We start from the raw sequence: 13,101 nt of genomic DNA on the forward strand, positions 1-13,101 counted from the left end.
AGGGGCCGGGCCGGTCAGCGCTGGTTCGGCAGTCTGACCGCGAACAGCGTCCGCCCCGGCGCGCTGTCGACGCTCACCTCGCCGCCGTGCGCGAGCGTCACCGCCCGGACGATGGCGAGGCCGAGCCCCGTGCTGCCCGCGTGGCGGGAGCGGGAGGCGTCGCCGCGGGCGAACCGCTCGAAGACGCACGGCAGCAACTCCGGTGCGATGCCGGGCCCGTCGTCCTCGACCTCGACGACGACGTGGGTGGCGGCGGTCCGCAGCCGCGCCGTGACGGTCGTACCGGGCGGGGTGTGGCGGTGGGCGTTGGCGAGCAGGTTGACGAGCACCTGGTGCAGCCGGGCCCCGTCGGCGGGAAGCTTCACGGCCGCGTCCCCGTCGGGCAGTTCGATCCGCCAGTGGTGCCCGGGCCCGGCGGCGCGGGCGTCGGAGACGGCGTCCACGACGAGCAGCGCGAGATCGGTGCTCTCGTACGAGAGCGGGCGTCCGGCGTCGAGCCGGGCGAGCAGCAGCAGGTCCTCCACCAGGCCCGTCATCCGCGTCGCCTCGGACTCGATGCGCCCCAGGGCGTGCCGGGTGTCGGGGCCGCACTCCTCGCGGCCGCGCCGGGTCAGCTCCGCGTAGCCCCGGATCGAGGCCAGGGGGGTGCGCAGCTCGTGACTGGCGTCGGCGACGAACTGCCGTACCCGCGTCTCGCTCTGCTGGCGCGCGTCGAGCGCCGAGTGCACATGGTCCAGCATCCGGTTGATCGCCGCGCCGACCTGTCCGACCTCGGTCCGCGGGTCGGCCTGCGCCTCCGGCACCCGGTGGTCGAGCGCCACCTCGCCGCTGTGCAGCGGCAGCCGGGACACCTGCGCGGCCGTCGTCGCGACCCGCCGCAGCGGCCGCAGGGCGACCCGGACGAGCACGGTCCCGGCGAGCGAGGCGGCGACGAGCCCGGCGCCGGTGACGCTCAGCTCCACGACGACGAGGGTGGCGAGGGCGTCCTGGAGCTCGCTGAGCGGGATGCCGACGAGGTAGTCGCCGTTCCTGCCGGTCGCGTACTGCACCCGGTAGTCGCCGAGGCCGCCGGGCAGCGCCACGGTGTGCGGATCGCCGTCGCGGGGGACGGCGGCGAGGGCGTCGCGCTGGGCGGCGTCGAGCGGCCGGGCGGTGTACCTGGGCCCGTACTCGCCCTCCTCGGGCGGCGCGGAGATCGAGCCCGAGGTGACCTCGCCGTCCGCGAGGACCCCGCCGAGCGTCCCGAGCGGGGCGCCGGGCCCCATGACGAAGCCGAGCGGGTCGAGGAAGCCGAGGTGCCCCGGCGCGGGGAGGGCGGCGGAGGGCGGCGGCCCCGCGGCCCGGTTGGCCACGCCGCGCAGCTGCCCGTCGGCCTGGTCGTACAGATAGGACCGGAACGCGATCGTCGTCACCGTGCCGATGACGGCGGCGACGACGGCGATCAGCGCGACGGCGGAGACGACGAGCCGGGTCCGCAGGGACCAGGGGCGCCCGCCCCGCACGGACCCGGCCCGCGTCGGGAGGGCGCGGGGACGGCGGGCCCGGGGTCGGAGGGTCTGGAGACGGAGGCCCCGGGGTCGGAGGGCCTGGAGACGGAGGCCCCCGAGACGGCGGGCCCGGGGACGGAGGCGCACGGCGGGCTACTCCGCCGGCTTGATGAGATAGCCGGCCCCCCGCCGGGTGTGGATCATCGGGCTGCGCCCAGCGTCGATCTTGCGCCGCAGATAGGAGATGTAGAGCTCGACGACGTTGGCCTGGCCGCCGAAGTCGTACGACCACACGCGGTCCAGGATCTGCGCCTTGCTGAGCACCCGGCGCGGATTGCGCATGAGGTAGCGCAGCAGCTCGAACTCGGTCGCGGTGAGATGGATGGAGTCGCCGCCCCGGGTGACCTCGTGGCTGTCCTCGTCCAGGGTGAGGTCGCCGACCGTGAGCAGCGACTCGCTGCGCGCCTGGGCGGCCCCCGAGCGGCGGATGAGCCCGCGCAGCCGGGCCACCACCTCCTCCAGGCTGAACGGCTTGGTGACGTAGTCGTCGCCGCCCGCCGTGAGCCCGGCGATCCGGTCCTCGACCGTGTCCTTCGCGGTCAGGAACAGCACCGGCACCTCGGGCAGCTCGCGCCGCAGCCGCCCGAGGACGGCGAGCCCGTCCATGTCGGGCAGCATCATGTCGAGGACGACGACGTCGGGCCGGAACTCCCGCGCGGTCCGCAGCGCCCCGGCTCCGTCGCCCGCGCTGTGCACCCGCCAGCCCTCGTAGCGCAGGGCCATCGAGAGCAGCTCGGCGAGGGAGGCCTCGTCGTCGACGACGAGCACGCGGACGGCGGTGCCGTCGGGCCGGAGCAGATCGGTTCGCGAGCGGGGAGTGGTCGCAGTCATGGCATCACGGTGTCCGGCGCCGCTGAGACCGTTCTTTCGCTTCCCTGTGAATCTCCTGAGAATGCCCTGGGCGCGCTACGGGGCGACCGCGGGCAGCCCGAAGAGCCGGGTCCCGTTGCCGTGGCAGACCGCCCGCAGCCAGTCGTCGCCGAGCCCGAGCCGTTCCAGGGCGTGGAGCTGGTGCACGTACGGGTACGGGATGTTCGGGAAGTCGGTGCCGAGCAGGATCCGGTCACCGAGGCCCGCGAGCCGCTTGAGCTCCGTCTCCGGGAAGGGCGCGAGGCGTTCGCTGAAGTCGGTGAAAGCCATGGTGGTGTCGAGGTGGACGCCCTCGTAGCGCTCGGCGAGGCCGAGGAAGTCCCCGTACTCGGGCATGCCCATGTGGGCGACGATCAGCCGCAGCCGCGGGTACCGGGCGAGCAGCCGCCCGACCGGTCCCGGCCCGGTGAAGCGCCCGGGCGCGGGCCCGGAGCCGCAGTGGATGACGACGGGCGTCCCGGCGTCCTCGACCAGCCCCCACACCTCGTCGAGCCGTTCGTCGTTCGGGTCGAAGCCGCCGACCTGGAGGTGCACCTTGAGGACCCGGGCCCCGCGGTCGAGCGCGTCGCGGACGTATCCGGGGGCGCCGGGCTCGGGGAAGAGAGTGGCGGTGTGCAGGCAGTCCGGGGTGCGGCGGGCGAAGTCGGCGGCCCAGTCGTTGAGCCAGGCCGCCATGCCGGCCTTGTGCGGGTAGAGCATCGAGGTGAAGGCGAGCACCCCGAACTCGCGCAGCAGGGCGATCCGGCGGTCCTCCTCCTCGCGGTAGGTGATGGGCCACTCGACGCCGGTGAGGGGACCGGCGGAGTCGAAGTAGGCCCACACCTTGTCGAGGACGTTGCGCGGCATGAAGTGGGTGTGGACGTCGACGAGCCCGGGCAGCCCGAGCCGCGCCGCCCACGCCCGCACCTCGGCCCCGCTACTCGCGCTCAAAGCTGTGGCTCCGCTCGACCTTGCCGATGTGGAGGCTGTACGCCCGGTACCACTCCGCGCGGCCGCGCCGCTGGGCCGCCTGGTGCTCGGAGTCGCGCCGCCAGGCCTCGATGGCCTCCTGGTCGCGGAAGTAGCCGACGGTGATGCCGAGGCCGCCGGGGGTGCGCGCGGACTCGTAGCCGAGGAAGCCGGGGATGTCCTGGACGGCGTCGTGCAGGGCGTCGGCGGTCTCGTGGTAACCCTCCGGGGCGTCGGGCCTGAGGGAGGTGAAGACGACGGTGTAGTAGGGCGGTTCGAGGCCCGCCACCAGGCTCTGGGTCATGTGATCACCCTGACCGGGGCCGCGCGGCCGTGTCCATGCCCGCCCCCGGAAGGGATCCAAGACTTTACGATCGCCCCCGCCGGCGTCAGAACAACTGCTCCTGCCCGTCGCCGAAGCCGAGGGGCACCGTGACGGGACGGTCCGGCGGAGCGCTCTCGATCCCCCAGCCGGTGAGCAGCCGGGTGTCGAGGGCGAGATGGCGCCCGTCCCGGTCGAGGAGGTGCAGATCCGGCCCGGCGGCGGCGCGCAGCCGCCCGGAGACGACACCGTCGGGCACGAGCTCGACGACGCTCGCGTCGAGGGCGGGCAGCCCGTCGAGCCCGAAGGCGCCCACGTGGTCGTGGACCTCGCAGGGCAGCCGCTCCAGCGTCTCCGCCCACGCGCCGACGCCCTCCGCCCGCCCGTACAGCTCCTCGACCTCCCGGGCCCGGTCGGCGGCCGGGGGCAGGGCGGCGCGGACGAGGCGCTTGCGCGCGTACGGGATGCGGTCGGGCACGGCGAGCGCGTGCCGCAGCACCTCCTCGGTGCGCCGCGCGGCCATGAGCGGCCCGCGGCCGAGCCAGCTGAACGCGACGGCCCCCTGCTCCAGGAGTCGCGCGTCGCCGCGCTCCTCCCGGGTGATGCCGACCTTGACCATGCCGGGGCCGAACCAGGCGAGGTAGACGCGGTAGGGCCGCGGGTCGTCGAGGAGGGTGTCGGCGGCGACGGAGTGGGCCCGGTCGAGCCGGGCGCAGTCGGGGCACCGCCCGCCGGTGCTCCGCCCGCCGACGAGGGCGCCGAGCGGACAGGCGTTGCCCCGGGCCCCGGCACACCGTCGCTCCCCCACGGCGCGGAAGCCGATCACCCGCCCGTACGAGAGCGAGCTGACCCGCCCCCCGTCCCACCGCAGCCCGGGCCGGCCGCCCTGCCAGGACATCCCGGCACTCCGCCACACCATGCCCCCAGTCTGACCGGGCCCACTGACAACCCCGGCGCCGGACCGTGCCCCCCGGAAAATCCCGCCCCCTCAAACGCCCACCCCTCTCCACCCCCTCAGCCCACGTCTCCTAGACGCCCACCCCTCAGCCCACGTCCCTCTCAGCCCACATCCCCCTCGGCCCACGTCCCCTCAGGGCAACACATACAAAAGCCCCCCGTCCCCACCCCCACCACTACTCTCGCCCGCGTACCGCATGCAGCCACTCTCGACGAGGAGACGGACGCAGTCGCGGACCCGGTCCGAGGGGAGCCCGGTGCGCCGGGCGACCTCCTCCAGGCGGTAGCGGACACCGCCGCGGACGAGCTCGGGGGCGAGGCAGGCGGCGACGGCGTGGACGTCGGCGCTGAGCACCACGTTCCGCTCGCGCCAGGAGGCGAGGAGCTCCTGGGGGGTGAGCGCGGGCCCGCCGCGCTGGGCGGGGACGCCGATCCCCTCGACGGCTTCGGCGAGCCGGGTGAGGGACAGGTCGTCGAGGTGTTCCCCCTCCAGCCGGACGACCCCGTCGAGGACAGGCGCGGGCGGCACGAAGCCGGCCTGCACGGGGGAGGGTTCGAGCGCGTAGGACCCGTTGCGCTGCACGGCGCCGACGACCTCGGCGATCCAGGCCCTGAAGGACGCGGCCCGGCCCCCCGTGGAAGCGGCGACGAGTTGCACGAGCCCTTCGAGGCTGACCATCCGCTCGCCGAGTTTCGTCTGCATGGCCTTGCCCACATGGGCGCGGAGGGCCTTGCGCACGTCGGCGTGCCCGAGCGCGGTGGCCACGTCAGCGGCGGGGAACCAGTGCGTCCCGTCCGGCAGGGTCAGCCTGCGCAGCCGCGCTCCGGTGGCGGCGTGGACGAAGTCGTCGATATCAATGGCGTTGACGTTGCCGTTGGCGTTCATCGGACATCACCTCTACCTGCAAGGTAGGCCGAAGGCATATTCAACTGACATGGAAATCATCCCGGTTCACCCAAAGGTGTGGGGGAACGGGGAACTCCACCCGATCAGGGTCGGCGGTCCGAGCCCGTCACCGACGCCCCACCGGCTCCGTGCCGGGCACGGCGTGTCATTCGAGCGTGGCGACGACGAGCCCGACGAGCGCGATCACGGGCGAGCCGAGGAAGACGACACCGCCCATGAGCCGAAAGAACCAGGCCCCGATTCGCGAAGGCTCGGCAAGCCCGATGTCCAGCGTCCGCGCGGCGGTCACACTCCGGACGGCATTGCGCCGCGCGACCGCCTTGTCCGCCGCTCCCCGCAGGTTGAAGAGGAACATCGCGCCCCACGCGACGCCCGCCAGCCCCAACAAGAACAGCGCGATACCCACAACCACAGCCGATCCCCTCCCTGAGCACCGCCGTGAACGGCGATGGCCCGAGGATGATGCCAGGCGGCCCGTACGTCGCTGCGCCCCACCCCGACAACGCAAGAGGCCCGGACTCTCGTCCGGGCCTCTTGACTCTGTGCACTCGGCAGGATTCGAACCTGCAACCTTCTGATCCGTAGGATCGGGCAGGCCATTGGGCGGGGGCTCCGCTTTCCTCCCGGCTGATCGCTGATGGTCGTGATCAACAGCCTCTGTGTGCCGTCGTTGCCGTCAGGGTTGCCGTCAGCTCGGAACAGTGGCACCAGCTCGCAGCGTGGGCGATCGCCGCAGCCTAAGCCGCCAAGGCGGTGGGCCTGGCTGTCCGCTCCAGTTCCTTGAAGATGACGTTGAGGACTTCGAGTTCCTCACCGGTGAACAGGTCGTCGGGACCACCCGGGGCAAGATCGGCAAACGAATCCTCGTAGAGGTCGCCCAAGCCCAGGATTCCGCGCTTTGCCACCGTATCGATGATCAACGTCAGGAAGTCGATCTGGCGGGAGCTGAGCTGCTTACTCGTGCAGAAGACTTCGAACGCCTTCTGTGCGGCCTGTCGATCCAGCCCGCATAGCCCGCGCACGAACAGGCCGAGGCCGCCAGAGGACCGCACCTCGTCGAGGTCCTCCTGGGAGGCGATGGCCTCTGACAGGAAGATCTCCTCCAGGTCCGCTAGATCGAGTTCGGTGATCTGCTCGTTGAGACGCAGTTTGCGCACCACCGGCTGGTCCTCGTGACGCAGGAGGTAGGCCCGCGCCTTCTGCTTGAAGCGCTGCTCGTCCGTGCCCTGAGGCATTCCTTGGATCTCGGCCTCGGCGATGTCACCGAACTGGTCAACGAAGTCGGTGTAGACGACGTTCCGCTTGACCTTGGGGTCGGTGAGCCGGGCGAGCCGACGCATACGGCGACGCATGTCCTCCAGCATCGGGAGTGTCACGTCGTTCCACCACTCGTCGCCCGCCACCGCTTCCAGCAGCTCGGCCTGTTCACCGACCGCCGGGATGTTGGTCTTGGTGAGCAGGTTGGACGCGATGTCCTGGATCTTCGTGCGCAGCTTGGCGAAGTCCTTGCCGCCTTCAAGCGCGGCGAGCTGGAGACCATACGCCATCAAGTCGAACCGCTTGGCCTCCTCGCCCGTCTCCTCGTCGTCCGGGCGAGACTCGCTGGGCAGTCCGAGCAGGTGGTCGCGGATCGCGGTGTCCGCGTCGTCGTCCACCCGGTGCCAGCTGCCGAAGTCGCTGAAGACCTCGACCTCCCGGCGGTGCGGGCGCACCAGGAAGTTATCCAGGTTCATGCCGGTGACGGTGTGGTGCAGCCGGTGGGCCAGCGACCAGCGAATCTCCGCCTCAGTACCGATAGCGTCGGGGCCGGCGTCACGTGCCGGGTCGGGCTGCTGCCGCTTGTCCAGGACTCGGACCAGGTCGAGCTGGCGCTGGAGGAGTTTTTCGGTGAGGGTGACGGCCCTGCGCCCCTCCGACCGGTCGAGCTGGCTGTTGAAGAAGTCGATGTTGCCGCAGAAGTCAAAGACGTAGAAGTTCTGCTTGTTGTGCTCGGGGTTGTCCGGGTCGGGGCCGTAGAGGGCGGGGCGCAGGCGGGTGCCGCGGCCGATCATTTGCCAGAACTTGGTCTTGGAGAAGACCGGCTTGGCGAAAACCAGGTTCACCACCTCTGGCACGTCGATGCCGGTGTCGAGCATGTCGACGGAGATGGCGATGTCGGGGGCGTTCGGCGGGTTCTTCGGGTTGGAGAAATCGTCGATGAGGGACTGGGCGTACGTCTCCTTGTACGTGATCACGCGCGCGGTGTGGCCAGCACCCTGCGGGTAGTTCGCGTTGTAGCGCTCCTCTATGTACCGGGCGTGGTCGTTGTTCTTGGCGAAGATGATCGTCTTGCCGAGCCGGTCGCCGCCTTCGACGCGGTGGCCGCGCGTCATCAACGTCTCCAGCATCTTGTCTACGGTGTTCTTATTGAAGAGGACCTCGTTCATCTCGTGCCGACTCACCGCGTCCGGGATGTCACCGTCCTCGGTCCATTCCTTAGCGTCCCACTCGGCCTTCTCCTCCTCCGAAAGGTCGGCGTAGCGGATGCCCTGCTCCATGAACTTCAGCGGCACCTTCACCGCCTTGGGCAGGACGAGGTAGCCCTCGGCGGCGGCTTCATGGAGGTCGTAGGAATCGGTCGGGACCCCGTCCTCCATGGAGAAGAGCTTGTACGTGTTGTGGTCGATCTCGTCTTTGGGCGTGGCGGTCAGGCCGAGCAGGAGCGAGTCGAAGTAGCGGAACAGCTCGCCGTACTTCGCGTACACGGAGCGGTGCGCCTCGTCGATGACGATCAGGTCGAAGTGGCCGGGCCCGAAGCGGCGGCGGCCCGCACCGTCGATGACGTCGATCTGCTTCATCATCGTCTGGTACGTGGAGAGGTAGACGCGGGCCGCGGCGGCCTTGTCGTCGAGCAGGCTGGCCACGGGGGTGTTCGGCAGGTTCTCCTTGAACGCCTTCATCGCCTGGGTGACCAGCGCCTGCCGGTCGGCAAGGAACAGCACCCGCTGCGCCCAGCCCGCTTTCATCAGCTGGTCCACGAGGGCCACGGTGGTACGGGTCTTGCCGGTGCCGGTCGCCATGACGAGCAGCGCCTGACGGACGCGGTCTCGCTCAAAGGTCTCGCCCACCCGCTTGATCGCACGAAGCTGGTAGGGCCGGCCGGCGATCTTCTCGTTCACCAGCGTGGACGTGAGGGAGAGGCGTCCGGCGCGCTGACGGATGTGCCAGTGCAGCTCGTCCTTGGTGAAGAAGCCCTGCACCTGGCGGGGCGGGTAGCCGAGGCCGTCGTCCCAGAGGTAGGTCTGGTACCCGTTGGTGTAGAAGATCACCGGGCGGCGGTTGAACTGGGCTTCGAGCGCGTCGGCGTACAGCTTCGCCTGCTGCTGCCCGTCGCGGGCGTCCCGCTGGGTCTTCTTGGCCTCGACGACGGCGAGGGGCTTGCCGTCGTCACCCCAGAGCACGTAGTCGACGTACCCCTTGCCCGTCTTGGTGGGCATCCCGGTCATTATCGGGTACTCGGTGTCCTTGCCACGGGTGAGGAGGTCCCAGCCCGCTTCCTTGAGGAGTAGGTCGATAAAGGCGTCGCGGGTCGCCTTCTCGTCATAGTCGTGGGTGTCCCGCACGGCCTGGTTGGCGGCCTTCGCGGCGGCGATCTGCGCCTTGAGCTCTTCGAGCTGCCGGGCGAGATCCGCGTTCTGGGCACGCTCGGCGGCCAGTTCCTCGGCCTGCTTTTTGAAGCGTGCCTCGTCCTCCGCCTCCTTGGCCTTGAGCTCTGCCTGCTTCAGAGCGCGGGTCTGCGGGGAGAGGGGACGCGGGACAGCGCTGGTGTCGAACTCCAGGCCGGCGGGCGGCAGCGCGGCGGCCTGGCGGGTGTAGGTCCGGGCGAACCAGTAGAGGGAGTGGAACAGCTCCTTGACGCTGGCCTCGGCAACGCTCCTCGGGACGGGGGCGGCCTTGTGCACGGCGTTATTGCCGTGCCGGCGAATGAGGTCCATCTTGGCATTGACCGTCGGCCCGACGAGCTGTCGAAAGCTCGGCTCGTGGAGCATCGCAGCGAGGTCCTTCTTGTAGGGCTCGCTGAGACTGCTGTCCTTGTCGTACATCCAGCGCGCTGTGATCTCGATGGCACGGCGGGCGTAGAAGCAGGCGGCACGGGGGTCGTGGTGGATCAGTCGCTCAGCGCGGATTGCCTCGTCGTAGAGGGCGGGCCACTCGGCGCGGAGGAAGGCGAAATTACCGGTCGCGGTACGGCCGACGTTGTCGGCTGCGGCGCGGTCACGGGCACTCTTTCCGTAGTCGGCCTGGCCTTGGCCGTCGCTGTTCTGGCTGGTCTGACCGTTCTGGTCGCTACCCATGGCGGTGCGGTGCCCCTCTCCCCTGTAGCGGCCCTGCCGAACGGGTCCGGGGCTCAGCGTCCCCCGGCCCGCACGAGGCCGGCATATCCGTCTGTCTGCTACGGCAGAACCGCACGAGGGCCAGGCCTCCCTGCCCGGCCGCACGGGCGGCGTGTGGTGCTCGTGGTGCAGTTGGTGCTGTGCACCGGGTACGGCGGGAGCGGCTTACGCGGCTTCGCCGGGGGCTTCATGATCCCAGAGAGTGCCGGAGAAGGCACGGTGCTGGAGGGAGGTGGAAAGTTCATCAAGGGCCGCAAGGTGCTCGGCATTCCGCTCTCTCTGCTGCCGAACTACGCTGGCCAGCTTTCGGAACTTCTCCTGCAACTCCATCGGCGGGATGTGGAAGGGCATCTTAGCAAACCTCGCCGCACCCAAGTGGGCGACACTGGAAGTCTTGCTACTAATTTTAGAAAACTCGCCAGTGCGAAAATATCGGAGAAATATCGCCAGTGCATATTCAGGGAGGACTCGTTCGCCGGCCTGAAAACGCACCAAGGTATTCTGGAAGCACATTCCCTCCCGCTCACCACGCCAAATCGCAGGACGTCCAACTAGTTCGGTGCTTTGCCCCTCGTTCAGCAAAATATCTCCGGACTTAAGGCAGTACTTCTGGAAGTCCGAATCATCAAAATCCATCTGCAGGACGTCATCTAGATCGATTCGATCCTCAAAGACGTTAGCCACACGTAGATACGGCCTGGAGTGATGGCCTGTTTGATACTTGGGCGCGCGCTGCCGCCCCAACTGGACCACACCGGCATCGGCAACGGTTTCCGCACCGCTGGCAACCGTCATGGGGTCGCCAAACATGTCCAGGAAGATGGATTGTTCAAGATCATCGAGCAGGGCGATGGCCTCGCGGCGCTTGGCGCGGAGGGTATCCACCTGGTCGAGCACGGCAGCGATGCGCTTCTGCTCGGCCAGAGGGGGCGCCGAGATGTGCAACCGGGTCCGGAAGCGATCTAGACTGACTTTTTTCTGTGCCGCCCCCGTAGTAATCGCATCGATCTGTCGGCAGGCGTTCGGAGTCCGCAAGCAGTGGACCAGATATTTTCGATCGAATCCGACTGTCGGCCTCAAGCGAATACAGTCAGCCGTAATGATTCCGGGCACATCACTATCGTACAAAGCTACGTCCCCGGGCGGGTCCCCCATCTTTGTGATCAAGATATCGCCCGGGAGAACCTGATGCGCCTCAAGTTCGGCAGCCTTAGTAGTCGAAACATAAGCTCGCGGACGAGAGAAATCTTCGGCGCGGATGTCCTTTACGAAGACGAGAGGAACGCCTTCGTCGCGATAATCACTCGTCTTAAGATTGCTGCCGAAGGGGCCGATAACCAAGGCGTCCTTCGCAAGACCAGCAATGTCATGTGGCGTGTACAGCATCCACCCATCCGGCACCACGGTCACGCCAGCATTCCCTTCAGCTCATCCATACCCTTGACGATCTCCTCGTTCAGTTGCTCCAAATCTGCCAGAATCTCCGCCGGCGTCCGAGTCGCAATTTCCTCGTGGACGATTTCCTTGTAACGGTTCAGAGATAGGTCATAGCCCTGAGCCGCGATTTCCCTCTTTGGTACGCAGAAGCTCTGCTCAGTCCTCGCCCGGTCCCTCTCCGTGCCATCGCGTTCCTGCCAGCGAGCCAGAACGTCCGGGAGGTTGTTCTTTAGGAGTTCGTCCGGTGACAGCGGGTCGCCCTGCGGGCGGACGCCCAAGCGCCCCTCCGGAAGCAGCGCGTTGCGCTTATCGTCCAAGCTCAGGCCGTCCGCTTGTACGTCGTAGAACCAGACGTGGTCTGTGCCGCCCGAGTCGGTCTTCGTGAAGAACAGGATCGCTGTCGAGACACCGGCGTATGGCTTAAACACGCCGCTCGGGAGTTTGACCACCGCTTGAAGCTGCTGGTCCTCCACCAGGACACGGCGCAGCTCTTTGTGTGCTTTCGTCGAGCCGAACAAGACGCCGTCTGGGACGATGACGGCAGCCCGACCACCGGGCTTCAGGAGCCGCAGGAACAGGGCCAGGAACAGTAGTTCCGTCTTCCTAGTCTTGACGATGCGCTGAAGGTCTACCGCCGTGGACTCGTAGTCCAGTTTCCCTGCGAAGGGCGGGTTCGCAAGGATCAGGGAGTAGCGCTCGGCCTCGCCGGCCGCGTTCTCCGCGAGCGAGTCGCGGTACCGGATGTCCGGGTTTTCAATGCCGTGCAGCAGCATGTTCATCGAGCCGATGCGGAGCATCGTGGAGTCGAAGTCAAAACCGTGGAACATCGACTCGTTGAAGTGCTTGCGCTGCTCCACCCCGAGCAGCGCGTCTCGGTGCACCCGCTGCACGTATGACGCCGCCTGCACCAGGAAGCCAGCCGTGCCGCACGCCGGGTCGCAAATCTCATCGCGCGGGCTGGGCTGGGTCATCTCGACCATCAGGTCGATGATGTGGCGCGGCGTGCGGAACTGGCCGTTCTGGCCTGCCGTGGCAATCTTCGCGAGCAGGTACTCGTAGATGTCGCCCTTGGTGTCACTGCTGTCCATGGAGATGTCGTCGAGCAGGTCGACGACTTTCGCCAGCAGGTTTGGCCCCGGAATGGTGAACCGGGCGTCCTTCATGTGGTGGGAGTACGTCGATTCGTCCCCACCCATGCGACGCAGGTACGGGAAGACGCCGTCGGCGACGATCCCGTACATGATCTCGGGGTCCTTGACCTTGAAGTTCTGCCAGCGCAGATCCTGCTGGTCGTCCGAGAAGAAGGGGTCCGGATCGGGCTTGCCCGTTACGGTCGCCTTGCGGTCCTTGCGGGTCTGGATCTCGTCCAGCCGCTTGATGAAGAGCAGGTACGTGATCTGCTCCATCACCTCCAGCGGATTGGAGATGCCACCCGACCAGAACGCGTCCCAGACGCGCCCCACCTTGCTCTTCAGCTCGCCCGTAATCACACAGAGGATCCTACGGCCCCCAAGCCCCACTCCATCCAGACTTGACAAGCCCGAGGCTCCACCCCTCGCGTCTCAGACGAAGACCTCCGTGCAAACCGTCTTGCCCGGCCCACCATCCCGCAGCTTCGCCGTCGTGCCGCCGCCTGGGCGGCGTTCCTCGGCTCCGCCCGTCAAGGTTGACCGAAACCCGTACCACCTAACCGTGCTCTCGGCTTGACCGAACGTAGTCGGTCTCGGCAGGATCGGCCTT

Annotated in this window: 10 protein-coding genes; all 10 read right to left on the minus strand. The window is 68.4% G+C overall.

Annotated features, from left to right (window positions below):
* Nucleotides 1-14: 14 nt before the first annotated feature.
* On the minus strand, nucleotides 15-1,502 hold the full coding sequence (locus ACH414_RS11420; protein ID WP_382538750.1) for a sensor histidine kinase: 1,488 nt from the start codon (nucleotides 1,500-1,502) through the stop codon (nucleotides 15-17).
* A 138-nt stretch (nucleotides 1,503-1,640) separates the two neighbouring features.
* The gene (locus ACH414_RS11425; protein WP_382538753.1) at nucleotides 1,641-2,378 is read right to left on the minus strand and encodes a response regulator transcription factor; all 738 of its coding nucleotides are present in this window, start codon (nucleotides 2,376-2,378) and stop codon (nucleotides 1,641-1,643) included.
* A 75-nt stretch (nucleotides 2,379-2,453) separates the two neighbouring features.
* Nucleotides 2,454-3,347, minus strand: coding sequence for an amidohydrolase family protein (locus tag ACH414_RS11430; RefSeq protein ID WP_398941625.1), 894 nt, complete (start codon nucleotides 3,345-3,347; stop codon nucleotides 2,454-2,456).
* Nucleotides 3,334-3,669, minus strand: coding sequence for an antibiotic biosynthesis monooxygenase family protein (locus ACH414_RS11435; protein ID WP_382538759.1), 336 nt, complete (start codon nucleotides 3,667-3,669; stop codon nucleotides 3,334-3,336). Before ACH414_RS11435 ends, ACH414_RS11430 begins: the two co-directional genes overlap by 14 nt.
* An 85-nt stretch (nucleotides 3,670-3,754) precedes the next feature.
* The gene (locus tag ACH414_RS11440) at nucleotides 3,755-4,606 is read right to left on the minus strand and encodes a DUF2797 domain-containing protein (RefSeq protein WP_382538761.1); all 852 of its coding nucleotides are present in this window, start codon (nucleotides 4,604-4,606) and stop codon (nucleotides 3,755-3,757) included.
* 171 nt (nucleotides 4,607-4,777) lie between these two features.
* On the minus strand, nucleotides 4,778-5,530 hold the full coding sequence (locus tag ACH414_RS11445) for a BRO family protein (protein ID WP_386563039.1): 753 nt from the start codon (nucleotides 5,528-5,530) through the stop codon (nucleotides 4,778-4,780).
* Between the two features lie 166 nt (nucleotides 5,531-5,696).
* Nucleotides 5,697-5,957, minus strand: a complete 261-nt coding sequence (locus tag ACH414_RS11450; protein ID WP_382538767.1) for a hypothetical protein — start codon at nucleotides 5,955-5,957, stop codon at nucleotides 5,697-5,699.
* A 331-nt stretch (nucleotides 5,958-6,288) separates the two neighbouring features.
* On the minus strand, nucleotides 6,289-9,885 hold the full coding sequence (locus ACH414_RS11455) for a DEAD/DEAH box helicase family protein (RefSeq protein ID WP_398941628.1): 3,597 nt from the start codon (nucleotides 9,883-9,885) through the stop codon (nucleotides 6,289-6,291).
* A gap of 204 nt (nucleotides 9,886-10,089) precedes the next feature.
* Complete coding sequence (locus ACH414_RS11460; RefSeq protein ID WP_398941630.1) at nucleotides 10,090-11,334, minus strand: restriction endonuclease subunit S; 1,245 nt, start codon at nucleotides 11,332-11,334, stop codon at nucleotides 10,090-10,092.
* Complete coding sequence (locus ACH414_RS11465) at nucleotides 11,331-12,851, minus strand: N-6 DNA methylase (protein ID WP_398941632.1); 1,521 nt, start codon at nucleotides 12,849-12,851, stop codon at nucleotides 11,331-11,333. Before ACH414_RS11465 ends, ACH414_RS11460 begins: the two co-directional genes overlap by 4 nt.
* Nucleotides 12,852-13,101 lie beyond the last annotated feature (250 nt).

The sequence above is a fragment of the Streptomyces sp. NPDC020422 genome (assembly GCF_044386705.1).
Classification (GTDB): Bacteria; Actinomycetota; Actinomycetes; order Streptomycetales; family Streptomycetaceae; genus Streptomyces.